This is a genomic window from Niabella hirudinis, from assembly GCF_051201075.1.
In the GTDB taxonomy this organism is placed as follows: domain Bacteria; phylum Bacteroidota; class Bacteroidia; order Chitinophagales; family Chitinophagaceae; genus Niabella; species Niabella hirudinis.
The window spans coordinates 373,761-399,417 of sequence record NZ_JBPEHJ010000003.1 but is presented as its reverse complement, the minus strand read 5'-3'; the positions used below and the strand labels follow the sequence as shown (position 1 = coordinate 399,417).

Here is a 25,657-nt window from a genome sequence, read left to right as displayed (position 1 = left end):
GTTAGTTTTTAAAATTCAATTTCAAAAAGTTGCCCACTTCCAGGTTGTCGTACCGGTCAAATAAACCCGTCAGGAACAGGGATGGCAGGCCGCTTGCTGAGTTTACTTCCAGCACGTTGGAAATGCTTCCCCTGAATAGTCCAAAATTATTAAACCCTGAAGCCAGCTCGCCATTGGGGTTCAGAATGGCCAAACCCGGGCGCACCTGGCCGCCGTAATGAGTAAAGGATCCCGACACGATAATAAATCCATGGTGATTGATCTGCGCTGCAAAATTGACAATACCTCCTTCAATGGCCTTAAATTGAAAGCTGTTGTCGATACTGCCATCGGGGTTAATCATCACCACCCCGTTTACCGCCACATCATTATACCGGCTAAAGGTACCCGCCAGCATAATTTTGCCGGTATTTTCATTATACTTTACGGTATTAATAATACCATTGGCGCCGCCCAGGCTGCTGAATGCGGCATTTACCTTTCCATCGGCCACTCCCAGCCGTACAATACGATTGGCCGCCGTACCGTTGTAGGTGGTAAAATTACCCACCATAATTACATCGCCTTCGGGCAGCTGGATGGCATCCAGTATTTTTCCGTTGGGACCGCTGCGGCCTCTTTTAGTGGCATAGTCATAATTGAAGGTAGAATCATAGGTTCCGTCATTAAACACCTTAAAGGCGCCGGGTGCCAGTATATTATCAAAATAGGGACTGCTCTTGGTAGAGTTATCGTAAAAAGTAGAAATATAGCCTTCAAAATTGCCGATTACGATCAGGCCCTGGTCATCGGTTTCAAAGGCGCGCAGCACATCGCCACCGCTTACACCGGCGTTTAGTGCAGAAACGGTGTCCTTATCGGCGCCCGGGTCGTTGATGGGATCCGGGTTTACCACATCCACCACGCGGGTTTGTAAAATGCCGGTGCTGCTCAGCCTGGCCAGGCCGTTTACATTGGGCACCGTATCAAAGGCAGAGAAGCCGCCGCCCACAATATATTCGCCGGTGCTGAGCTGCTGCAGGAAGTTTACATTTCCCTGGATGGCGCCCGAAAGCGTATGATTACCCACGGCACCCACAATGTCTCCATCGGCATCAATCTTTACGATGCCCCGCAGGGGAACCTGGGTAGTACCAATGCCCGCATAGTTGCTGAACCTTCCGTATAAATAAAAATTGGTATTGCTAACCATCGAAATCCCCAATATGCTTCCGTTGGAACGGGTGCCCGACACCGAAAACCCGGGATCTACTTCCACATCGCCTAAGATGGTAAGGTTGGGACCAAAAACGTAGTTTCCGTCAATCAATATAGAGGCATTGCCGGATATAGCGGTAAGGGGTACCTTTACGGTAACCGAATTATCGGTTACTGCGGTGATCTCCGCTTCTACATTACTGATAAAAAATTTAAAGGTTCCCTCCCGGCTCTTTAACCCCGCAATCTGGTAGGTAACCAGGGCGCCGGCATTGGTACGCGCCGGCACCGGCCTGTCTGGTCCAAACTTATAGGCAGGCTCCACGCTCCCCGGGTAAGGTGGGTCTCCCAGCTTCACATCCTTACTGCAGGACCCGGCAATAATGGCCGCAGCAAAGAGCACCAGGAACTGTATTTGTCTTAATCTCATTTTTATCTGTTTTCAGGTTGTTAGTTGTTAAAATAAGCTACATCAGTGGAGAACTCCGTATCCGAAAAACCAAACTGATGACCGGCAATTTTTACCAGGTGCACATAGCCATTGGTAGGCTTAATGTTAACGGAAGAAACAAAGGCGGTACGCCAGGTGCCCACATCCCTGGGGGTAAAGGGGCTGGTGAGGTAAGAGATGGTGAGAATACGCGCCCCCGCATATTTGATAACGTTGTACTCATTAGGGTTGTCCTTACGGGGCAACAACACATCCTGGTAAACGGCCCCAATGTTCATGGATACGCCTCCTGCCGACTGGTACATCTGGCCGGCATAGGTATTGATATTGCCAAAATCGATCTGGCTGAAATCATTCAGGGATTTTGAAAAATGGAACAGGTATTTGGAAAGATGCTTTTTCCAGATGGCCGGCGAAATCTCTTCCAGTTTTGTAATCCGGGGTTTACCTAAATTATCGAGTTGTATATTAGCCAGGCGGAGCGCATCGCGGATGGATGAATCTGCCGGCGCAAAAAAGGTAATGTCCTTTGCATTCAACTGATCCTCCATGCCCGCCAGTTTGATCACTTTTACCAGCGAATCAAAATATTCGGGTTTAGACTGCAGGTACTGCAGCGCCGTACCGTTAAAGCTGCCCACATGGGTGCCGGTATCCTCAAAATAATCTTTTTTACCGCATGCGATGGTGAGCAGCAATAAGGAAAATACAAACAGTTTCATAACTATCTTTTTCATAACTCTGCTATTTATTGCCAATACGTATTTAATGTGAGGTAAGGGTTATTTTTCCCGGCATCTTTATTAATGGGCCAGGTCCAGCAGCCATTTAAAAACTGCGAGAGGGTGGCGGTATACCCATAAGGATTATCAAGGATCCGTTTGGTGCGTACCAGGTCAAACCACCAATGGCCTTCGCCCATCAGCTCGCGGGCCCGCTCCAGGTAAATCTGGTCTTTGAGCTTTTGCCCGGTGCCATCCAGCAGCGGAGCGCCCGCGCGGGCACGTACCAGGCCGGTAATAGCTATGGCCTCCGCATCGCGGCCCAGGTTGGCCAGGGCCTCCCCATAAAGCAGGATGGCATCCGAGTAGCGGAATACGGTTTGGCTGGCATCAAATGCCGCGTTATCCGGACTGTTTTCATCTACGCTGATCAGGAATTTTTTGATGTAGAAGGTTGCGTTGGCATTATACATGGTACCCGCATCATACCATACCGATTTGCGGTTATCCGTAATGTTTTGCGGATAAATATCCTCCATAAATTTTTTGGTATAAAAAATATAGGGATAGGACGAGCTCTGAAAATTATTGATCGGCTTTTTGGTATGATCATAATAAGTGCCCCAGCCAAAGGATTCGTTATAGTTTTTGTTTTGAGGTATTTCGAACAAGCCTTCTTTTGAACGTCCTTTAAAGATTTCGGAAGTGCGCGAAAGCGGCAATAATTCGTAATTGCCCTGGTTTTCTTCTACCAGCTCTTTGCCATATTTTACCACTTGTTCGTAGTAGGCATTGGCATTGGTTTCATCAAAGGCGGCCAGCCACATATTCATGTGCATGAGCAGCGCCAGGCCCGATCCCCGCATGGCCCTTACGGCTACATATACCGGGTTTTCGTAAGTCCAGGGCAGATCCTGGTACACGGCGCTCATATCGGCTACGCAGTTTTTTAATACCTGCACCATTTTGGTACGGGGCAGGGGATCTGTTTGGTAGGGTTTGGTATAATAAATAACATCGCCCCACTGGCGCACCATTAAAAAGTACACAAAATTGCGGAGGAATACGGCTTCCGCCACGTATTGCTTCTTAGCTGTTTCATCTAAGGCATTATCCGGCATCGAAGGGACCCGGTCTACCGCAATATTGGCGGAACCGATTACCTTATAAAACTGATCCCAGATGGCAAAACGATACATTTTCCAGATATCAAACTGCCAGTACCCGTTTGGATCCGCAAAAAAGGCCCGCAGGTCATTATTTTTGAGCCAATCGATATAATCCCGGCTCCAGGCAGTATTGCGGATAACGGGTGCGCCCCGCAGATCACCCGCAAAAAGGAAATAAGGAAATTCATTGGTGCCTGCCGGCGCCGTTAAATCCGGACGGGTAATACTTTCGCGCAGCAGCTCATAATTACCGTTGGTATAAGCTTCCACATCGGCCTTTGTTCTCCAGAAATTGTTACCGGATAAATTGCTGGGCGGGTTAATATTCAAAAACTTTTTACAACCTGTTAGCAGGGTTACCAGGATGAACAGGCGCAGTATATTTGAAAAATATTGTTTCATCATTTTTGAAAAATTTAGAATTGTACACTTAAACCAAGAGAATAGCCCCGGGCATTGGGATAACCGCCGGATACATCCCGCCCCAGGCTGGTTACGTTTTCGGGGTTTATGCCGCTGTATTTGGAGAAGGTATACACATTATTAACACTTGCTTTAAACTCCAGCTGGGTCATACCATAGCGGGCAATGAGCTGGCGGTTGACCCTGTAGCGGAAGGATACCACGTTTAATTTTACATAAGAACCTTCCTCAATAAACAGGGTTTGGTTGGAGCGCAGCGTTTGCATGGCGTTGCCGCGTATATAATCGAAGGGGTTGGGGTAAACGGCCCCGGAGGTTCCTTTTTCAAGATTTCCGTTAATGGGCTTCCAGTAGTTGAGGTCGTCAATGGGCTGGTATGCAGTAGCTTCTGTTGGGTTCATGTAGGCGCCCAGTCTTTTGGCCAGCACTAAGTTGATAATATCCCGTTTGAGCGTAGCGTTGACGCTGATATCAAGGAAGAAATTTTTGTACTGGATGGAGGGGTTAAAGCCTCCAATGAACAGCGGAACGGGGTTACCTACGGCTACATAATCATCATCATTGATGATATAATCGCCGTTAATGTCTACCCAAATGGGATCGCCCGCGTTGAAAAAGTAGTTGCCCGTATTGCCATACTGCAGGCGCAAACCGGTGCGCGGGTTTACGGGTACATCATCCACCGTAGCGTATACGCCTTTGTTTACGAGCATCCAGTTGGTAAAGATATTTCTTCCCACACGCTGTACCACCGGTACGCTGATATTGGCATCGTTCTGAAACGCCGTTTGTTCCCTTAAGCCATCGGGCAGGGCCACCAGGGTACCCTTATCATAGGAGAAGTTGAAGTTGAGGTAAGCCCGCACATCATCCCGCTGGTACAGGGTGGTATTAAGGGTAAACTCCGCTCCGCGGTTTACCACCGAAGCCCCGTTTACCTTATAGTTTCCAAAAGCGGTGGAAGAGGTCAGTGCCCTTTGTACTACCTGGTTATCGGTGGTTTTATAATAGGCATCGATGGTAATATTTACTTTGTTTTTAAACAGCGTCAGATCCAGCCCCGCATTGGTTTCTGTGGTTACCTGGGGTACAAAGTCTACGTTGGGTACGCTACCAAAATCAAAGTGCACGGTGGGGTTATTATTGTAATAGCCTCCCACGGTGTATTTGCCGTATACATCAAAAATATTACCCACAGGGGTAATCCGTTTACCCCAGCTTCCCCTAACTGAACCTTCGTTGAGCCAGGTAGAATTTTCGAACCATTTTTCCTTGCCGAAGTTCCAGCGTGCCGCAATGGTGGGGCTGTGCTGGTAACCGGATGCCGGACCTGTCTGGGAAGTAATATCGGCCCGGTATTGCAGATCCAGCACGTATTTTCTTTTATAGTTATAACTGATCAATCCGCCCGCGGCCATGGCACGCTCATCTTTGATAACGGCAATATCAGCCCGGTCGTAGGTACCACCGGAGCTCTGCATCCAGTAGCCACCCAGCGGGCCCTGCAGCTGATCGTTGGCAAAGCCGCCCACCTGCAGCGCGTCTGCACGAAACTTGGTAGATCTTAGCTCGTTAAATGCCGATGCATTGATGGTATGACTGCCAAACTCCCGGGTATACTGCAGCTGGGCCAGGTTATAGGCTTCGGTCGATTTATCGTCCAGCAGCTTCAGGTAAGAAGAGTTGCCCGAAAGCCAGGCCGGGGTAAAGCTGATGTTGTTATTGGCATTGTAATTATAGCTGAAGGCATCGCTGATCCGGAGCCCTGGCAAAAATTCATATTCCAGTTTTACATTTCCCTGGATCTGGTTGGCCTTATTTACATTGTTTTTGCGGTCATCATCCAGCAGCACGCTGTTGCCGGAAAACAATGAGGGAGGCGGCAGCAGGGATGAGGTATTGGCGCCTTTTGCCACACCGGTTTGCAGGGCGCCCTCGCCGCTTCCGTTTCCTTTAAAACCCATACCGCCCATAATGCTGGACGTTAGCTTAAACTGCTGTATGGGCTGGTAGATGGCCTGCATGCTAAGGGTATAGCGTTCAAAATCGGTATTCTTAATAATACCGCCCTCCTTATAATACCCGATATTGGTTTTGTAGGAGAAGGTATTATCACCCCCCTGAATCTGCAGGTTATGCTGATGGTTGAGGGTGGCCCGGTAAAAATAATCCTGCCAGTTGGTGGCATTATTGTAATAAGGATTCAGACTATCCGAGAGCAACGAATTGTTATTGATGTTTGCTTTTATGATTTCAGCGTTGGTGGTATCATAGTTCAGCATGGTATTGATGCGCATCATACGTTCTTCCATTCCCCCAAGGGTGCGTAACAAGGTGGGTGGTTTGCGCACAAACATATCTACCCGGTAGCTTACCACTGGTACTTTGGACCGGCCTCTTTTGGTGGTAATGATTACCACACCATAGGCACCGCGCGATCCGTAAATAGAGATGGCGGCGGCATCTTTTAAGAAGTCGAAGGACTCAATATCTTCCGGTGGAATCAGTGACAGCGGGTTGATATTGTCCGGGCCCGACTGGGTACCGTAGGAATAATTACTGTTAATATCTACCGGTATACCATCAATTACAAATAAGGGAGAAGTGGGTGTAATATAGCCGCTGGCGCTCATGCCGATGGTTGATACCCCCCGCACGTTGATGGTACCGATGGAGCCGGGAGAACCCGTATTGTTTTGGATATTAACACCGGCAACCCGTCCCTGCAGCAGCTCCATCACGTTGGAAACGGGGGCCGACTGTCCTACCTCACCGCTGATGCGCACGGTGGAGCCGGTAGCCAGCTCTTTCTTCCGTTGCGAAAACGCCTGTACCACTACCTCCTGCTCACTGGTGCTCTTGGATTTGAGCTCAATCATCACATCGGATGCGCGGGAAATGATATGGTTTTTACTTTCATACCCTACCATGGTTACGGTAATGGTAGCGCCCAGCGGAACGGTGATCGAAAAGTTTCCGTCCTGATCCGTTTGCGTTAGTGCGGTGCGCTGTTTGGTATGTGTAATGGTAGCACCGGCAAGCCCCGCCTGCGTGGTACCGTCCACCACCGTACCGGTAACCGTAATGGCTTTTTGCGCCCGGGATGGCAGTGCGGCACCCGCCAGCAGCAGCAGCATTAACATAACTCCGGCAAATCGATATCTTCTCATCTGAATGCGTTTATCTCTTAAATAATTAGTCATTAGTAAAGCGCGGATTATCGTTTACAAACTTGAACACAATTTCCCAGTTGCCCGCTTCAAAAATGCGGAAGTTGAGGCCCAGGTAGTTTTCCTTGGTTTCCCCGCCAATTACGGTGCGGAGGTAGGAAAAACGCAGGGCTGCCTGCTCCCCGCTGGAAGTGGTATACAGGGTCTTCAGTTTTGCAAGGGGTATGGGGTAAGCTACATCGTAGGTAACGCCGGTGGCATTTTTTACCATATTAAACCCGTGTACCTGAGTGGCCCAGTTGGTGGCCGAAAATTTGTCGGGGTTTATAAACCGGTCCTGTTTGTCGAGGAAACGGATGGTTAATTTGTTTTCATTTTTACCGCCATCATCCACTTTACGGATATATACCTGCAGATCACCGGCAGAAAGTTCGCGTCCCGTGCTGTCGCCCTTCATATTAACCATGGAGGGATATACAAAGGCCCGTGTAGACATGCCGGTAAGGGGGTCTATAGAGGAGGGCTCGGCCGGAATGGCCTTCAGCGGCATCAGCTGCAACGCCTGAAAATAGCGGCGTCCGCCGGAATTGGACACTTCCAGATCAAAGAGGTAACCGGAGTCGGGCTGCGAGCGAAACAGTGCGGAAGTGGCTTCCGCCCACAGGGTCAGCTCGCCGGAGTGCTCCCCAATTTCAAACAACTGGTGGTTTTCCTTTGTCCTTTTGTTTTCAATTTCCTGCAGGGAGGTTTCCTTGCCGGTATAAGCCTGTTTCCACACGGATACAGGTACTACGGTTTCCAGTTCCCGGGCCGGAGCACCGCTCCTGCGGCGAAAATTCAGGATCTTAAACGTAGCCGGGTAGGTAGTGGTTTGCCTGGAAAAAATATCGAAAAAAGTGGTAGTGCGCCCCAGCGTGGGTGTAAACACCTGTACATTCAGGGCATCCTCAAGCCCGATATTTTCTCTTTCCTGGGGAATCAGCCGCTTGCAGGAAAACAGGCAGCCGATGCCGGCGGCAAAAAGAACCCAATAAGTAAAACGGAAAAACTTCATATAATCATTTTTTGAAATGATGGCTATTTAATACTGTTAACAGCTTGGATAAACCCCACACCAAAGCCAAAATCGTGGGTTTCGGGTAAAATATTTACACTCGCATTTTGTGTTTTAATGTCAACCGTAACGGTATTAACACTTACCCAGTTACTGTTGAACTGTGACCCATTGCGATCGCTGAACAGGATGGATCTTGGCCCGCCGCCCAGGAACCCCGAGCCGTTGGATGATGCAAATTGAATCTGCATTTTGTATCCGTACAACACACAGGGAACGGCGTATCCATCGGAGGCCCGCAGGAGCTCCCGGCTGGGGTAAATGCCTTGCAGGAAATACCGCGAAAGATAGGTTTGCAAAAGCACCTGGTCCATATTGGAAAGGGTTACCTCCGGCATCCGGGGCACGGAGTCCTGCCGGGCCAGGTTAATATTGCGGAGGCTCAGCGCAAAGCTCTTATTGGTAAGCGCAAATACGGTAACGGAATCACCGGCCAGCGCTGCTGCCAGGTCCGGGCAGCGATCCAATGCCTTTAGTAAGGAATCGTACACGCCCTGGGGCTGATCTTTGAAGTACTGATACGCATTGCCGCTGTAAACCCCCAGCTCATTTTTATAGTTGACGTAGCTATGGTCTGCTTTTTTGCAGGAAGCCATAAAAAACAGGGCCGCGGCCAACAAGGTATATGTACAGATCGTTTTTAATTGCTGCATAGGAGGCAGTTTTAAAATAGTTATTTCCAGAATTCAGTTTGTGTAATCTTCGTGTTTCTCTTGAGCACCTCTTTTGACACCGGCCAGTAGATGCCGCCATTGCTGGTCCAGCTGGTGAGCTGGCTGCTGAAGTGGAGCAGTTTGTTAAACCGGATCAGATCGTACCAAAACCAGCCCTCGCCCATGAGCTCCCTTGTCCTTTCAATAAAAATAGCATTCAGCAATAGCGCCTTATCATCGGTAAAGCCCAGTGAAAGGCCCCGCTGCAGGCGTACTTCATTGAGTCCCAGCAATGCCTGTGAGGTATTGCCCAGCACGGCCATCGCTTCGGCCCTTAACAGTTTTATTTCCTCCAGCCTTGTAAAGATGATGGAGGAGTTGAACACGGCAAATTTGCCATCGGCATACTGGCCGCCGTCAATAACCCGTATTTTCTTAAACACCGGTATCTCCGCATTAAAATTTTCAAAATAGGCCGTACGGTATTGCGGGGGCGATACATCCAGGTTAATACTGAAACGCTCATCATCGGGCTCGGAAAAGATAGTGGTGATCCGTTCCTTGGGTATATACACATCCGGCAATTGTTTGGACATGCCAAATGCCGTGGTATTGGCCAGGGTCAGGTTTTCTATATGCCCATCGATGGTGGTTTCGCCCCGGTTTTTTATAAAGGGAAAAGCCACCAGCTGGCGATAGTTGTCAAAACCGCCGGCAAACAATCCCTGAGGATCCACCAGGTTATCAGTGGTAGAGAGGAATACGTTGGCCTTATCGGCATTGGAAATTACAAAATCGGTATAGGTTGCCACATCTAAGTAGCTGCCCTGCCAGGCGCTGATATGGGCCAGTATGGCATAGGCCGCCAGCCTTGTAAATGGCGCATTTAGCCAAAAACCGCTGCCCTGGTCGTAATAGTTGGTCGGGAACTTGAACTCCAGATCTTCGCCGGAATAAATAAACGGCAGGTCTTTGGCCACTTCTTCCAGTTCCGTCTTCGCAAATGAAAGTACATGCGCTTCACTGGTTCGCTCAAACTGTTCAAAATTTTTGCCTTCGCCGGAAGTAGTAATCAGGGGTACATCGCCCCAGATGCGCACCATCAGGAAATAGGTAAATGCCCGCAGCGCCCGCGCCTGTGCAATATCCAGGTCATAATACGCCTTCGTATAACGCTGATCTTTTAAACAACCCTCCAGGTTTTCGATGAGCACATTACAGCTATTGATAGCCGCATAAAAGCGCCGCCAGTCGGTAGCATTTTGCACCAGGGGATAGGATGCATTCAGGTTGCTTTCAATAACAGCCTTTAAATCCGGGCGGGAAACAGATTGAAAATTTCCGCTTCTGAATTCACCCCAAAGCCAGTAATTATTGCCTTCTGCCAGCGCTGTTCTTAAAAGGCCATACATGCCCATTACACCCGAGCGGGCATCTTCAAGTGCTTTCCACTGGTTGGCCTGTGAAACAACGCTGGTGGGCATTAAGTCCAGCTTTTTATTACAACCGCTAAACCCACCTGCCAGCACCAATGCTGCAGACAGTATGAAGGTATATTTTAATAAACGCGATAACATACAGTTTCTTTATTAAAAAATTTAGAAATTGAGTTTAACCCCAAAAGTTATGGTCCGCGGAAGCGGCAATGCCCTTCCATTGTAAATACCGTTATAGGTGATCAGCTCCGGATCATCGCCTTTAAACGGCGTAAAGGTTACCAGGTTGGTACCGGTAAGGTAAAGGCGGAAGGTTTTAAACTTCTTTAAAAAATTGCTGCTGTTGAGGTCATAGGCCAATGTGGCGGACCGCAGCTTTAAAAACGAAGCTTTTTGAATAAACAGGTCCTGGTCATTACGATAAGCGATTACATCACTCCATGGGTTGTATTGCGGATACACCGACAGATCCTCTTTTCGTTCCCAGTAAGTGATCTCTTTTACCGCATTTAAGCTTTTGGTATAGTCGTTGTTTACAAAATCCAGGCGGGTAGATGCGTATTGGTTCATCGCGTAGCGTCCCAGGGCAAAGAAGAACTGGAAGTCGAGCGAAAGCTTACCATACTGCAGCACACTGCCGAAGCCGCCAAACTGTTTGGGCATATAATTGCCTTTTTGTACCTTATCGTCTTCGTTAATATCATAATCACCATTCTGATCTACCCAGCGGGGGTCGCCGCCTTTGAGCTCCACACCCTGGAAAGTGAGCGGCCGGTTGTTAGACGGGTTTACAGGTACTTCCGATTTGGAGTTATAAATGCCGGTATTTTCATATACCCAAAAAGCATCAATAGGTTTGCCTACTTCCAGCTTTGTATTGTTCATTTCTACGCTGGAAACACCGCCGGGCAAGGCTTTCAACTTATTTTGATTAAAACTGATATTACCGTTAAAAGTCCATTTTAGCGGGGAGGATGCGCCCAGCAGACTGGCGTTTACCACTAAGTCCAGCCCCCTGTTATTAACCGTTAAACCGCTTTTATTTTCACCGGTATAACCCCATTCGCTGGCCACGGGCATCAGCAGCATTCCGTTTTTGTTATCACGGTTATACAAATCGGCTCCTACCACCAGGTTTTCATTCAGCAATCCAAGCCGAACGCCCAGACTTGCTTTATTGTAATAGGCCCAGGGTATATCATATCCGATCCATCCCGTGGTATAAGGCCGCGCAATAGCGGGCACGCCTATATAAGTACCCAGCGTAGGTTCCTGCGGCCACCCGATGTAGGAAGTATAAACCGGCCCAGTGGAATAACGATCATCCTGCAGGGGAATACCCACCCGTGCATACGCAGCCTGCACAGACAATTTGGTATTGCTGAGGTTCAACTGGCGACCCAGGTTATAATCCAGCCCGGCCGAGTAGCCGGTAAACCAGCGATTGTTGGGCTGCATGGTAGAAGCGCCGTCTCTTCTTACAACGGCAGCCACTTTTAACAGGTCGCGGTACTCATAACCGGCATTTCCAAAAAAGGAGGAAACCGCCATTTGCTGACGCGCAGGGAAATAATAAGTAACAAATTTGTTCTCATCTGTATTGGCGGCATACAGGTTGATTTTAATAAAATCATTAGGCCCGTTATAACCGTAGGCATATTTGAGACGTTGAAAATCGTTGGTAAAACTCTGGTTTAGCCCCAGCGTCAGCGACTGCTCATTGGGAAGCAGGAATTTATAGGAGGCGGAGCTATTGAATACCACGCGCTGGTTGATGCCGAGGTAGGCCGATACAAAGCGGTTGCCTTCCAAAAGGGAGGAGGGCCAGAAGGCGTCTCTTGCGGCATCTTCATAGTTCAGTGCAAAGGAGGCTTTAAGCGTCAGTTGTTTCAACATGGCCGTTGCATTAAATGCCGTTTGCAGGGAGCTGTTGATATTGTTATCAAGGGCCTTGTCAAACTCCTCCAGGTACTTGTCGTACAGGGAGCGGTTGGGGGTAAGCGGGTTGGTAATATCCGGGATATACCGCTGCTCCATCACCCGCTCTCCGATGCTGCGGTTGCGGACGCGCTCCAGCCGGGTATAATTGATCATGGAGTTAAACACCAGCCATTTTACCGGCAGCACGGTAATATAAAAACCCGCATTGTACCGCTTCAGCGCTGTATTATCGGCGCTGTTGGCATCCTTTAACCCGCTCAGGAATAAGCGGAAATTAGCCCGGTCCGACCCGCCGGTGAGGCTGGCATCGGCTCCGTAAGTAAACGCCGGCTTATAGTACGATTTATACCAGTTGGCCGGTCCGTAATAATCCAGATTGGTAGAGTCCCTCAAAAAATAGGGCATCTGTGTGGTACCGGAAGCATTATATTCTTCATAAAACGGTTTCCGGAAATTATACTCAAAAGCAGCATTCACCGGCATAATATCCGGTACAGGGGTGTAGCCGGAATGCAGGTTTACATTAATGTTATTGCTTCCCGGGCGGGCATTTTTTGTAATGATCCAGATGGCGCCGTTGGATGCCAGGGGCCCCAGCATTGCCAGGCGTACCGGGTCCTTAATTACTTCTACAGACTCAATGTTTTCAATATTGAAAACAGCAAGGGAGTTGATGCCGGTGCCAATACGGGTATCCTCATTTTTTTGCAGCTCATAAGCAGAGGGGTGATCCTTTTGCATGGGAATCCCATTGATGTACACCACAGCCTGCTGGTTGTAAAGGTCTTTTTTTGACAAAAGGGGCGCACCCAGCCCGTTTACAAAAATATGCTGATCCGTTCCCGGCTCACCGGTGGGCTCCTGTACAAAGGTTCCGGGTAGCAGGCCTTTTATGATTTGCTGAGCTGATACATAAGGCTTTTGCTCCGCATACCTTACGGGAAGTGCGCTAATGATATCTTCCCGGAGGTTGGTAGCCTGTAGTGCAACCCTTTGTTCGCTCTGCGACATAGGGGGCAGCGTATCCTTTTTTTCGGCAACCGTGGAGTCCTGGGCATTGGCCCATAAACTTATGAAGACAAACAGCCCGCAAAAACTCCAGCGTCTAAAATACGTCAAACAATTGTTTACAGTCATTGAAAAAATTAGTTGGTTTCTAAATACTTTTTCCTTGAAAACATAAAAAACCTGTTCCGTTAAAAACGTGTACTATATTTGGTAAAACAATCCGCCTCCTTACTAAAAAAATGCAGTGTCTCTTTAGCTTTCGCCCTTCGTTATCGCAGCGTTGTACATTTGCTACAACAGCTAATCATTAGTAATATCAATCTCCTCTCAATTATGTTTGTTATTGTTTTATTAAAATTCAATAACGAGGGCTAAGGTAATGGGACATTTCATATAAACAAAGAGAAAACTATGCGCAACCGTTTGTACAAATAAAAAATCGTATAATATTGTTTTTATGCAATCGTTTGCGCTTCCGGCAGGTGTCAAAAATGCCGTATGCAGATTCGTCAACCGTCCATCCCGATGTTGACAATTCATAAAATGTATTCAATTATTTTTTTAGCGGTTCCTTCAGCATCTTGCTCAGGAACTCCGGTGTAATACCGATATAGGAAGCTACATATTTTTGGGGGAGACAGGTAATCAGTGAGGGATATTGCTGGCAGAAGCTGGTATAACGCTCTTTGGCAGTAAGACTTAGGGAATCGATGAGCCGGTGTTGATGGGTGGCTATGGCCCGCTCGGAGAGGATACGGAAAAACCGGTCGAGGTATTCAATCTCCCTGTACAGGCGCTGCAGATCGTCCAGTTTGATCAATATAATCTGGCTATCATCTACCGCATCAATATTAAGGGACGCAGGCGTTTGCTCCAAAGAACTGCGCATATCGCTGATCCACCAGCCGGGCGGTGCAAACTGCAGGATGTGCTCAAAGCCATTTTCATCTACCGAATAACTCCTTAAGCATCCTTCCACCACAAATACCAGGTGGCGCTGCACTTCTCCCTCCTGCAAAAAGAACTGCCTCTTCTTCACCTGTTTTACCAGGCAAACCGCTATCAGTTTTTCTTCTTCCGCGGCCGTTAGCGCTACATGTTTCTTAATACTGTTTACCAGGAATTGTGTTTCCGTATTCATTTGTTTTTGTTTTATGGGTGAGAAGTGAAAAGTTTGATTTGAGAAGTGAGAAGTTTTACGTGAGAAGTTGGAGGTAAGAAGTCCGGTGGGCATGGGCTTTTAACGCCAGGCGCGCACTATAACTTCTTACTATCATCTTCTCACCCATCATTATCTTTTACTACTACGTTCCCCTATTGTCTTTTCCCTACCAACCTTTTACTATCAACTTTTTACTATCAACATCTCACTATCAACATTTCACTATTACCTTTTCACCATTCACTTTCCTCTTCAATACCCCATCAGCTCTTCAACCACCTGCTCCAGCCTTTGTTTTGCCAGGAAGTTTTTTTCCAGCTCTTTGTTAAACGGCACCGGCGTATCCAGCGAAGCGCATCTTAAAACCGGTGCATCAAGCATACCAAAGCAATGCTCGCCAATCCACGCAGCAATTTCTGCGCCCACTCCGCCGGTAAGCGTATCCTCATGCAAAACCAGCACTTTTCCCGTTCTTTTTACGGAGCCGCGGATGGCTTCATAGTCCAGCGGTGCCAGGCTTCGCAGGTCCAGTATTTCTATAGAGGTCTCCGGGTGCGCCGCCGCATACTCCTCCGCCCAAATTACCCCCATCCCATAGGTAATCATTGCTATATCTTCGCCCCTGCGTACCTGCCGGGCTTTGCCGATCTCCACTGCAAACGGCTCATTGGGCACGGGGCCGCTGATGCTCCGGTACAAGGCTTTATGCTCAAAAAACAATACCGGGTTAGGGTCCTGGATGGCCGCCATCAGCAGGCCCTTTGCATCTGCCGGTGTAGAGGGGTATACCACCTTAAGGCCCGGCGTATGCACAAACCAGGCTTCATTGCTCTGGCTGTGAAAGGGGCCTGCCCCTACCCCCGCTCCTGTAGGCATACGGATAACCACGCTGGCCGGCTGGCCCCAGCGGTAATGGATCTTTGCCAGGTTGTTGACCACCTGGTTAAAGCCCATGGTTATAAAATCAGCAAACTGCATTTCCACCACGGCCTTTTTCCCCTCCAGGCACAGTCCCAGCGCGGCGCCCACCACAGCACTTTCGCAAATGGGGGTGTTGCGGATCCGGTGTTTTCCAAAAATGGCTACCAGGCCTTCCGTTACTTTAAACGCCCCGCCATATTCCGCAATATCCTGCCCCATCACTACCAGGTCCTCATCCTTTTCAAGGCTTTGAACAAGCCCTTCCCTGATGGCTTCCACAAACCGCCGCTCCGTTGCGGGCATGCCTGCGGTATCCGTTGGCAAACCGGCAATGCCCGGTGCAGCATAAACAGACCGCAGCTCCTCGGCTGTGTCGATCATCGGCAGGCTTCCTGCTGCTGTTTTTGCCAGCTCCTCCTCAACCTGCAGCTTCAGTACCTTGCGGGTGGCTTGTATGAAATCTTCCGTAATTATTTTTTCATTTAAAAGCAGCTGCTCATACCGCAGCACCGGGTCTTTTTGCGCCCACCGGGCAAAGAGTTCATCGGGTACGTACCGGGTGCCGCTGGCCTCCTCGTGTCCGCGCATACGAAAGGTCATACACTCCACCAGGTAAGGCATCCGGTACCGGATGCAGTATTCGCGCACCCCTTTTATCGTATCATAAACAGCAAGCAGGTCATTGCCATCAATGGTGGCCCCTTCGATCCCGTACCCCCGGGCTTTATCAGCAATGGAAATACACCGGTACTGTTCCTGCACAGGTGTGCTTAAGGCATATCCGTTATTTTCAACCAGAAAGATCACCGGCAGGTCCCAAACAGCCGCCAGGTTCAGCGCTTCATGAAAATCACCTTCACTGGTGCCTCCTTCGCCGCTAAACGCCAGCACCACCCGGTCGTTATCCTTTAGCCGGCCGGCCAGCGCAACACCATCGGCCACTGCCAGCTGCGGCCCCAGGTGCGAGATCATTCCACAGATATAATGCTCACGGCTGCCAAAATGAAAGCTCCGTTCCCGGCCTTTTGAATAGCCCTCCTGCATACCCTGCCACTGCATAAATAGCCTGCCAAGAGGCATATTGCGCGCGGTAAATACACCCAGGTTACGATGGAGCGGAAGGATCCACTCATTTGGGGGCAGCGCCAGCGTGGCGCCCACAGCAATGGCTTCCTGGCCAATGCCGCTAAACCATTTGCTAACCGTTCCCTGCCGGAGCAGGATCAGCATTTTTTCCTCAATCAGCCGCGGGTACAGCAGTTGCCGGTACATTTCCGTTAACTGATCGGGGGCCAGGCCCTTCAGATCCCTTGTCATACTACAAACCTAATAAATCGTTTTCATTTTTTGATTAAAGGCCGCGGAGGGCCACAAAGACCGGAAGACACAAAGATTCACAAAGAAGTTGACGGCTCCGGAAAATTTGGCCTTCATTGCTTTAGTAGCAAACCCAGGGATTGAAGACCTGCCGCCGCGCCATTGCCCCTTGCATCGTTGCGGGAAACAGCCCAACGGTTTTCAGTGCTTCAATGTTTCAGTGGCAACCACAAAAAAACCCGGTTCAAAAACAACAAATAAGCCGGATTATTTTTAGGTTTGCGCTTATTAACCATGAATCATTAAATATAGCTACATGAAAACAATGCTCCTGGCAGCCTTTATTGGCCTCGCTTTTTTTTCCTGTTCCAAAAAAGATAAAGTAGATAGCAGCGGCGCTCCCCCAATAACAGCCATCCCCGGTTTTGGAGATAACCAGGGTGCCATACCCGGCACCGCCTTTTCACTGCCCCAGGGCATCCAGCTTCAGGGGAGCATCGCGGGCGAAAGCACATCGGACGTTTGCGAAACCGTTGGCTTTGGTACGCTGGTGGATGTGTACCTGGTACTAAAAAACACCACAGCCGCCGAAATCAGGGTTACCTTCCCCGCGGGCCTTACGTTGGTATCGGCCAGCGCCGATGACCAAAATGGCATCGTGGCACAAACCTATGAAATAAACATAGCAGCCGGCATTGCCTGTGTTGTAAGATTAGGCGCCTATTGTATTAACGCATCCCGGCATCCGGCCAGCTCCACCTCGCGCTATACCTGGGGAACGGTGTGCAACGCACCAGCCATCGTATATTTATTGAACCTGCTGAAGGATAAAGACCTTGGCAAAGACGAAGGCGGCGGTGTGCAACCCTCCGTTTGGATGGTAAGCGCCGATGAACTGGATAGCCAAACGTCCCGGCAAAGCTGGAGTATGGTCAGGGAATGGATCGCGGGCATTCCCAACAAATAGTATAAAATCCTATTTTTACTTTAACCTGGCAAAACTGTCAGGTTTTGCACATGAACAAAATTATAGCCGTTCTGCTCTTTTTTTGCCCGGGCCTCTATGCCGCTGCACAGGAGGCCGGCCGGCATATAGCGCAGGATACCGGCTACTACCAGCGTTACAGTCACAAGCTGACCCTGGGGCCTTTGCTGGTAAAAAAGAACAGCGTTTATGCAATCCGCTCCAAAGATGGCGCCCTGCCCCTGCGGTATTCTACCAATAGCCCCACGCGGCTGGGGCTCTCCATCGGGTACGACTGGCTTACCGTTAGCGGCTCGGTAGGGCTGGGCACCCTGGATCCCGATTATAAAAAAGAAAAAGGAAAAACGAAGGCGGCAAATTTTCAGATGGCCATCAACGGGAAATACGTTCTGGGCGATCTGCACTTCCAGGTAAATAAGGGCTTTTACCTGAGGGGGCGGCCTGATCCCCCTTTGGCCCCGGGCGCCTACTATACACGCCCCGATATTCAAACACAGATCTTCGGAGTTACCATCCGTAAGATCCTGAAAGGCGACCGGTTTTCCATAAAAGCGCCTTTCGTATACGACAGCTGGCAGTTACGGTCTGCAGGCTCGTTCCTCATCGGGGGCGAATTTATTTACGGGAACGCCAAAGGCGATAGTGCCTTTGTACCAGCATTGCTGCAACCTTTGTTCCCTAATGCTCCGGTAAATTATATGCGTTATATGATGTTTGGCCCCACAGCAGGCTATGCCCATACCTTCGTAATTAAAAAACACCTGTTTGCAACCGGGGTGGTTTCTGTTAATGGCGATGCGGCGCAGACGGTTGAAAAAACGGTCGCAGGCGCACAGCAAACCCGCTGGTATTTTAGCCCCAACCTCAGTTTACGCGGAGCGTTTGGATACAACACCGAAAAATGGGAGCTGGTGGCATCCGTAATCTCCAACCGGTTCTTCATCGGCTCCAATGAAAAAGATGCCAACTATCAAAACTATTCTGATCAGTTTCGGCTGGCGTACCTGCGGCGCATCCCTGCCGGCAAAACCATACCCACGGTAGTAAACTGGGGGCGCAGGGCCATCAATACTTTAGGGTTCGGATGGTTGCTGGACTAATTTGAGAATTTGAAAATATGTAAATGTGTAAATGAGGGGCCCGTAAAAGAGAGGCTGCCGGACTAAGAAGTTCCAAGTTTAAGGTTTCAAAAGTTCCAGGTTCGGTCCAAACCTGAAACTTTAAACGGTGAAACATGGAACCTAAACAACCGTCAGCTCATAAAACGCCTCCGGGTGCAGGTATTTATTAGCCATTTCCTGCAAATCGGCTGCCGTAACGGTTTTAATGTTTTGTATAGAACGTTCAAAAAAGTCATCGCCAAGGTCATTCAACACCATGTTCTTCCAGCGCCCTATAATATGAAACGGGCCATCGAGATCGCCCAGGATGGAGCCCATCATAAAGTTTTTGACCAGCAGGAGCTCTTCAGCGTCAACAGGCTCCTCCCGCAGCAGTTCCATTTCCTTGTAGACCTCGGCTATTGCCGCCGCGCTCACTTCCCGGCCTGCCTCGGTCGAAATCATCCAGCCGTTGTCATAACGGTTATTAAGCAGGTAACTATGAATACCATAGGTATATCCTTTTTCCTCACGGATATTGGCCATTAGCCGGCTTCCGAAATAGCCTCCGAATACGATATTCAGCACCTGGCATTTTAAAAAATCGGGGTGGTGGCGGTTAAAAAAAGGCCGGGCAATGCGTATGGACCCCTGGTTATTTTTGGAGTCATTGACCACCTCGTATTTTTTTTGCGTTGCCGGCTCAATGCCGATCGACTGGTTTTGGGCCGGGTTATTGGGCAGGTCGCCAAAATAAGTGTCTAATAGCCCGCCCACATCCTGGGGTAGTCTTCCGGCAATAAATATTCTCAGGCTCCCGTTCCTGTAATAGGTTTCATAAAAAGCCAACAGGTCTTCCCTCGTTAACCGGTCAAAATCTTCATGCCGGCTAAAGCGCCCGTAAGGGTGCGTTGCCCCAAACAGGTATACATCAATGAGCCGGCCGGCAACAAAGCTGCTTTTTTTCAGGTTCACATCCAGCTTTTGCTTCATATTCTGCACGGCTATTTCCATTTCTTTTTGGGGAAGGGTGCTTCCGGCAATGATCTCCTTTACCGCAGGCAACAATTCTTTGATGTGTTTTGTAAGACAATGCAGGCTGATGGTGGCCGTTTCCGCATAACAGTTCCGGTTGAGGTAAGCCCCATAATAATCGAAGTATTCATTGATCTCATACGCATTTTTAGATTCCGTTCCATTCTTTAACAGGTGGTTGGTTACCGCCGCCTGAAGGTTTTTTTCCTCCTGCCAGTTGCCGGCATCAAACACCCATTCAATCTGCAGCACATCTTCGGTTCCTGCATCGATAGCATAAACATCCACCCCGTTTTTCAGGGTATATTTCTGGTAGGGTTGTAATTGCAAGTTGAAATTAACGGCATCCACAAAGGGGGGCGCCACGGTTCTGTCCGGCATTATATGTGTTATTTAAACCGCAAATATACGGTTGAAGCACCTGAAATGCCCCGGTTTACCGGATGGGCTTCCGGTACCAGCCGGTAAGCAGGTTGATAATAAAAGCCAGCTGCACCACAATAAGCGCGGCAATGCTGCAGACCAGGACGGCATTGGCATCGCTAAAAAAAGATGCCGGCTCCTCTGTATACCGGCGGGGCGAAACCAGTAAGCCATTAAGATGCCTGTAACCATACCATAAAACAAAAACAAGGAGTACAAGAGTGGCCAGTATATGAAACCAGGTAAGCTTATTGGAAAAAAGGATCCGGTGGGTAGCCATGTATATAAGCCATAATAAAAACAGGAAAAAGGCGGCAAAGCCCAGGATATGCGCTTGTGCCACCACCAGCATTGTATCATGCAGGTGAATATCGATTGTTGTTTTAGTGCTGGTAAAAAGCCCGGCAATAAACAAAACAATAGCGGTTACCAGCAATAAAACGTAGGGCATCCTCTTAAGCATGTCTTGATCCTTTATCGCAAATATAAGAAGCTGTTTATTTATTGTTTTACATTTCCCGGAGGATTCAGGATGGGAATTATATCAGGGAAAATCTTTCAGACAGCGTTTAAGATCAGGAGCCTGTTCCGTCCTGTTTTTTCCCCTCGGGTTGTTTAGCCCTGTTAGGGTTAGGCTTATGCCTTGACTGCTGCGGACGCCCTCCTTCTGCCTTTTTTTGCTGGGGCCTTGCCGGTTGTTGTTGCCTGGCAGGCTGCTTTTGACCCGATGTCTGCGGGCGTTGTTGTTGTTGCTGGTTTTTCTTTTGCTGCCGTTTCTTTTTATCGGCCCGTTCCAGGCTACGCAAACTGATCTGGCCCACCACATCCACAAACTCAGGCTCCACTTCTACGGGCCTGGAGCTGGTTACTTCTACCGGTTCCAGTTCCTCGGGAATGATATTCTGGCGGTTCAGCGATTTTATTTTGCGCACCCTTTCAATAGTAAGGGGGTATTGTTTGTTACTGTCTGGCAGGGAATACCACATCAGGTTTTTGAAAATATCTTTCTTAATCAGGTAGGCATTGCCCTTCGTCACCTGGATATGGTCACAATCGTTGGGAAATCCCTGGAGCGCATCCAGGTAGGTATCCAGCTCGTAGTTTAAACAGCATTTGAGGCGGCCGCACTGACCGCTTAACTTGGTTTGGTTAATAGAAAGGTTTTGGTAACGGGCCACCGTGGTATTCACCGATTTAAAATCGGTTAGCCAGGTGGAGCAGCAAAGTTCTCTTCCGCAGCTTCCGATACCCCCTACTTTTCCCGCTTCCTGGCGGGCGCCGATCTGGCGCATTTCTACTTTTACCTTAAACTCCTGGGCATATACTTTGATCAGTTCCCTGAAATCGACCCGCCCATCGGCAATATAGAAAAAGGTTGCTTTCCGTCCATCCGCCTGCATTTCCACCTGGCTGATCTTCATATTGAGGTTCAGCTGCTTGGCTATTGCCCGGCTCCTGATAACGGCTTCCGGCTCCCGGTCTTTATTGACCCTGCGCTGGTCCAGATCCCTGTCTGTGGCCATGCGCAACACTTTTTTCATTTCGGGGTTTTCTTCTTTCACCCCATATTTTTTCATCTGGAGCCGTACAATTTCGCCGGTAAGCGAAACTTCTCCTACATCAAAACCGCTGACGCCCTCAACGGTTACCAGGTCTCCCTTTTCAAATAATTGTAATGTTGTATTCCTGTAAAAATCTTTTCTTGTGCCCTTGCTAAAGCTGATTTCAACCACGTTGCACTGAACTTCTGTGTCTGCTATAGGCAGGTTACGCAACCAATCGTAGGTATTCATCCTATTACAACCACCGGTGCTGCAGCCGCCATTACTCTTACATCCGTTCGGTTTTCCACCCGTGGCGGTACCGCAATTTGAACAACCCATTCTTAATTTTTTATAGGGAGGGTGGTGTGTTTTTGATGTAATATTATTATACCAGGCCAACTAAATGCATTGGTCTTAATTGTAGTAATAACCGATAAACCGACCGGTTATGATATATCTGGCTAATAAACGGCAGAAATCAAATCCACTAAACGCACAAAAACTTCAACACCCCATTTGTTTTAAAAAATCAATTCCTCTTCTTAAAAGTTGTCTGATCATTTTCAAACAGCTTCATACCCAACACCTCATTCATTCAAAAATACGATTTTGTCTTTAATGATATGATAAATTTTAATGGTCAGCGCCATAAACAGCATTTTGCTGTTAGCGTTTCGTTCTATGTAGTATGCAGCATTGTCCAGCCCCGTAATGATGGCTTCCTGCTGCTCCATGCCGGTAATCTTGTTAAGGCGGGCTGCAAAATCCCGGTCGCGGTCGGGGTATCCCTCGCCGGCATTTTCAAATATCTGCATTTTAAGCGCCAGTTGCAGAAGATGATTAAAATACTGTAAAAACTGTTTTTGTTTTTCGCGGCCCAGCTTGCTCACCTCATCCACCCACTTCGACTGGGCTACGGGTCCCGTTTTCATAATGGCGTTTAGCCAACCACGCAGCAGCTCCTGCCAGTCCTCATCGGCGTGCTGGACCATTTGCAGGGCGGTATGATAATTGCCCTGGCTTACAGCAGCAATGCGGGCCGCCGCTTCATGGGTGGTACGATTGTTCTCATTGAGGGCGGCTTCAATATCCTTGTCTTCCAGCAGCGGCACTTTTATCAGCTGCACACGACTGAGAATGGTGGCCAGTATCTGGCTTTCATTTTCGGCTACCAATAAAAACACCGTGTTGGGGGGTGGCTCTTCAATTAGTTTTAAAAGTTTGTTGCCCTCGTTTCCCAGGTACTCCGGGAGCCATATCACCAGCACTTTATACTCACTTTCAAAGCTTTTCAGATTTAGCTTTTTGATAATATCGTTACACTCCTGTGCCGTAATATTTCCCTGTTTGTTCTCCGCACCAATAAACTGCAGCCAGTCGTAGGCATTACCAAAGGGGTATTCTTTTAAAAATTCCCGCCATTCGGTAATATAATCCGTACTGATGGGGGGCGTTCCCGGTTTTTTTGTAACAACGGGGTAGCTGAAGTGTATATCCGGGTGGGCAAAAGCCGCTGCCTTTACGCAGGACGGGCAGGTACCGCAAGAGTCGGCCTCACCTCCCAACCTCCTCTCCCCCGGGAGAGGAGGAGGAAGCAAATCTCCGAATAGTGAAGCCCCCTCAGCAGAAGGGGGTTTGGGGGAGGCCCGTTCACAAACAATATACTGGGCAAATGCCAGGGCCAGCGACAGGGCGCCACTGCCTTCTTTGCCTAAAAATAAGAGGGCATGCGCCAGCCGGTTCTCCTTCATCAGTTCGGGGAGCTCCTTTTTTAACGTATGCTGACCAATAACCTGCTTAAACTGCATGCGGCAAATGTAGGAAGAAGGTGGCAGCCGGCAGTATTTTAAAACTTAAGGACGTAAAATCCCCGGGTACCCCGGGAAATAGCCGGGGTGCTTACTTCATCCTTAATATAAGCACCGCATTTTCCGGACACAATATTCAGCGGAAAAGTTGCTGACCGCTGACCTGCTGAGAAGGTATACTGGTGCACCCCAATTTCGGCTCCAACAAATATTTCAACGATCTTAAGTGTATCATTTCCAAAAATACGTAGCGAAAAATTTTTTGCTTTCTCGTTCATCACTTTTAATTCACGCTCCTGTATGGTACCATTAGCCAGCAGGTCGGCCCCTGTAACCGCATCGGCAACCCGGAAGCCAAATTTAGGGGGCGGATTCTGACAAAAAACGGCCCCCTCATCCTGGTTTTTATGGCAGGCAACAACGATCAAAAGCAGCAAAAGTGTTGATAAATATTTCATTTTATAGCTATTCCAAAAACAAAACGCGATTTTGCTGCAGATCGTAACAATACTCCTTAAAAATAAATAGCCCCCACCCGTCAACCGCTCCCTGCACCCTACCGTTATAATATAGTAGTAAATACGAACTTTGCAGATTGAATTTCATGAAGTATGAAAATAGAACAGATATACACGGGATGCCTGGCCCAGGGGGCCTACTATATTTCTTCGGGCGGAGAAGGCGCCATCATTGATCCCCTGCGGGAAGTGCAGCCCTATATCGACCGGGCCACAAAAGACGGAGTTACCATCCGGTATATATTTGAAACGCATTTTCATGCCGATTTTGTAAGCGGCCATATTGACCTGGCAGCAAAAACCGGGGCGCAGATCGTGCTGGGCCCCACCAACGCACACCTGGGCTATAATGCTCATATTGCCAAAGACGGGGAAACATTTAAGATCGGCAACGCTACCATAAAAGTGCTGCATACGCCCGGCCATACCCTGGAAAGTGCCGTTTATTTACTGACAGACGAAACGGGGAAGGAAACCGCCATCTTTACAGGGGATACCTTATTTATTGGTGATGTAGGCCGGCCGGATCTGGCTCAAAAAATATCCGGTGATCTTACCAAAGAAAAGCTGGCTGGTTTGCTGTATGACTCCCTTCGAAACAAGATCATGCCCCTGCCCAATGAGCTGATCGTTTACCCGGCACATGGTGCGGGAAGCGCCTGTGGCAAAAACATGAGCCGCGAAACCACGGATACCCTGGGCCACCAGAAAAAAATAAACTATGCCCTGAACCCGGAGCTGACCAAAGAACAGTTTATTAAGGCCGTTACCGATGGATTAACCGAACCTCCCCTGTATTTTCCCCAAAACGTAAAAATGAATATTGAGGGATACGATAGCGTGGATGAAGTGCTGAAGCGGGGTAACCATGCACTGGACCCCGATGCTTTTGAAGAAGCCGCCAACCATACCGGCGCCATCATGCTGGATACCCGGGCGCCGCAGGATTTTGCAAAGGCTTTCATTCCCAACTCCATCAATATTGGAATTGATGGCAGTTTTGCCGTTTGGGTGGGCACCCTCATCCCTGATCTTAAACAGGAAATCCTGATTATTGCCGATGAAGGCCGCGAAGAAGAAGTGGTTACCCGGTTGGCGCGCGTGGGCTACGATTACAGCATCGGCTACCTGGCAGGTGGTATCCGGGCCTGGGAAAACGCCGGAAAGGAAACGGACCATATCGAAAGTATTTCCCCCGATCAGTTAGCCGCCGTTAACCAACCTCATATCCTGGATGTACGCAAAGAAAGCGAATACCAGGCCGAACACATTGAAGGCGCAGAGAATATGCCGCTGGACTATATCAATCATCATATTGCGGCCATCAACCGGGATCAGCCTGTTTATGTACATTGTGCGGGAGGATACCGTTCCATGATCTTTGCTTCTATTTTAAAAGCACGGGGTTTTGATCATGTGATCGATGTGCAGGGCGGCTTTAAGGCCATTAAAGATTCGGGCAAATTCAGCACTACGGGTTTTATAAACCATTAAGATTCTGTGTTAATTTCCAAGAGATTTTTTAATTTTATTCTTTAGGCGGTTTTATACCAGCCTGTG

Annotated in this window: 18 protein-coding genes; 3 read left to right on the top strand and 15 right to left on the bottom strand. The window is 48.7% G+C overall.

Annotation, left to right across the window (positions count from 1 at the left end; all coding sequences use genetic code 11):
- Position 1: 1 nt before the first annotated feature.
- The 10 genes from GGU45_RS08150 to GGU45_RS08105 all read right to left on the bottom strand — a co-directional run bounded on the left by GGU45_RS08150 (position 2) and on the right by GGU45_RS08105 (position 16,684).
- The gene (locus GGU45_RS08150) at positions 2 to 1,627 is read right to left on the bottom strand and encodes a DUF5008 domain-containing protein (RefSeq protein WP_435223663.1); all 1,626 of its coding nucleotides are present in this window, start codon (positions 1,625 to 1,627) and stop codon (positions 2 to 4) included.
- A 20-nt stretch (positions 1,628 to 1,647) separates the two neighbouring features.
- On the bottom strand, positions 1,648 to 2,385 hold the full coding sequence (locus GGU45_RS08145) for a hypothetical protein (RefSeq protein WP_435223662.1): 738 nt from the start codon (positions 2,383 to 2,385) through the stop codon (positions 1,648 to 1,650).
- Positions 2,386 to 2,396: 11 nt separating this feature from the next.
- On the bottom strand, positions 2,397 to 3,944 hold the full coding sequence (locus GGU45_RS08140; RefSeq protein WP_435223660.1) for a RagB/SusD family nutrient uptake outer membrane protein: 1,548 nt from the start codon (positions 3,942 to 3,944) through the stop codon (positions 2,397 to 2,399).
- A gap of 11 nt (positions 3,945 to 3,955) precedes the next feature.
- Positions 3,956 to 7,132: a SusC/RagA family TonB-linked outer membrane protein gene (locus GGU45_RS08135; RefSeq protein WP_435223659.1), complete on the bottom strand. Its 3,177-nt coding sequence runs from the start codon at positions 7,130 to 7,132 to the stop codon at positions 3,956 to 3,958.
- A gap of 25 nt (positions 7,133 to 7,157) precedes the next feature.
- A complete protein-coding gene (locus GGU45_RS08130) occupies positions 7,158 to 8,186 on the bottom strand; it encodes a DUF5007 domain-containing protein (RefSeq protein ID WP_435223657.1) in 1,029 nt (342 codons plus the stop codon).
- Between the two features lie 23 nt (positions 8,187 to 8,209).
- Positions 8,210 to 8,899 (bottom strand): hypothetical protein, encoded by a 690-nt coding sequence (locus tag GGU45_RS08125; protein ID WP_435223655.1) that lies wholly within the window; start codon positions 8,897 to 8,899, stop codon positions 8,210 to 8,212.
- Positions 8,900 to 8,919: 20 nt separating this feature from the next.
- Positions 8,920 to 10,476, bottom strand: coding sequence for a RagB/SusD family nutrient uptake outer membrane protein (locus GGU45_RS08120; RefSeq protein ID WP_435223654.1), 1,557 nt, complete (start codon positions 10,474 to 10,476; stop codon positions 8,920 to 8,922).
- Positions 10,477 to 10,497: 21 nt separating this feature from the next.
- Entirely contained in the window at positions 10,498 to 13,395 is a 2,898-nt protein-coding gene (locus GGU45_RS08115; RefSeq protein ID WP_435223652.1) for a TonB-dependent receptor plug domain-containing protein, read from the bottom strand.
- A 442-nt stretch (positions 13,396 to 13,837) separates the two neighbouring features.
- Positions 13,838 to 14,425, bottom strand: a complete 588-nt coding sequence (locus GGU45_RS08110; protein ID WP_435223650.1) for a Crp/Fnr family transcriptional regulator — start codon at positions 14,423 to 14,425, stop codon at positions 13,838 to 13,840.
- A 273-nt stretch (positions 14,426 to 14,698) separates the two neighbouring features.
- Positions 14,699 to 16,684 (bottom strand): alpha-ketoacid dehydrogenase subunit alpha/beta, encoded by a 1,986-nt coding sequence (locus GGU45_RS08105; RefSeq protein WP_435223648.1) that lies wholly within the window; start codon positions 16,682 to 16,684, stop codon positions 14,699 to 14,701.
- A 316-nt stretch (positions 16,685 to 17,000) separates the two neighbouring features.
- Between GGU45_RS08105 and GGU45_RS08100 the strand changes: the two genes are divergently transcribed.
- Both GGU45_RS08100 and GGU45_RS08095 read left to right on the top strand, forming a co-directional pair.
- Complete coding sequence (locus GGU45_RS08100) at positions 17,001 to 17,651, top strand: hypothetical protein (RefSeq protein ID WP_435223646.1); 651 nt, start codon at positions 17,001 to 17,003, stop codon at positions 17,649 to 17,651.
- A gap of 50 nt (positions 17,652 to 17,701) precedes the next feature.
- Complete coding sequence (locus tag GGU45_RS08095; RefSeq protein ID WP_435223645.1) at positions 17,702 to 18,769, top strand: DUF4421 family protein; 1,068 nt, start codon at positions 17,702 to 17,704, stop codon at positions 18,767 to 18,769.
- A gap of 141 nt (positions 18,770 to 18,910) precedes the next feature.
- Here GGU45_RS08095 and GGU45_RS08090 read toward each other — a convergent pair whose 3' ends face one another.
- The 5 genes from GGU45_RS08090 to GGU45_RS08070 all read right to left on the bottom strand — a co-directional run bounded on the left by GGU45_RS08090 (position 18,911) and on the right by GGU45_RS08070 (position 24,037).
- On the bottom strand, positions 18,911 to 20,185 hold the full coding sequence (locus GGU45_RS08090) for a M16 family metallopeptidase (RefSeq protein WP_435223644.1): 1,275 nt from the start codon (positions 20,183 to 20,185) through the stop codon (positions 18,911 to 18,913).
- Between the two features lie 55 nt (positions 20,186 to 20,240).
- Positions 20,241 to 20,690, bottom strand: a complete 450-nt coding sequence (locus tag GGU45_RS08085) for a heme-copper oxidase family protein (protein ID WP_435223642.1) — start codon at positions 20,688 to 20,690, stop codon at positions 20,241 to 20,243.
- 112 nt (positions 20,691 to 20,802) lie between these two features.
- Positions 20,803 to 22,110: a PSP1 domain-containing protein gene (locus tag GGU45_RS08080; protein ID WP_435223640.1), complete on the bottom strand. Its 1,308-nt coding sequence runs from the start codon at positions 22,108 to 22,110 to the stop codon at positions 20,803 to 20,805.
- Between the two features lie 248 nt (positions 22,111 to 22,358).
- A complete protein-coding gene (locus GGU45_RS08075; protein WP_435223638.1) occupies positions 22,359 to 23,579 on the bottom strand; it encodes a DNA polymerase III subunit in 1,221 nt (406 codons plus the stop codon).
- A gap of 38 nt (positions 23,580 to 23,617) precedes the next feature.
- Positions 23,618 to 24,037: a hypothetical protein gene (locus tag GGU45_RS08070; protein WP_435223636.1), complete on the bottom strand. Its 420-nt coding sequence runs from the start codon at positions 24,035 to 24,037 to the stop codon at positions 23,618 to 23,620.
- A 153-nt stretch (positions 24,038 to 24,190) separates the two neighbouring features.
- On the opposite strand from GGU45_RS08070, the gene GGU45_RS08065 reads away from it, so the two are divergent.
- Positions 24,191 to 25,591: an MBL fold metallo-hydrolase gene (locus GGU45_RS08065; protein WP_435223634.1), complete on the top strand. Its 1,401-nt coding sequence runs from the start codon at positions 24,191 to 24,193 to the stop codon at positions 25,589 to 25,591.
- The last annotated feature ends 66 nt before the right edge of the window (positions 25,592 to 25,657 follow it).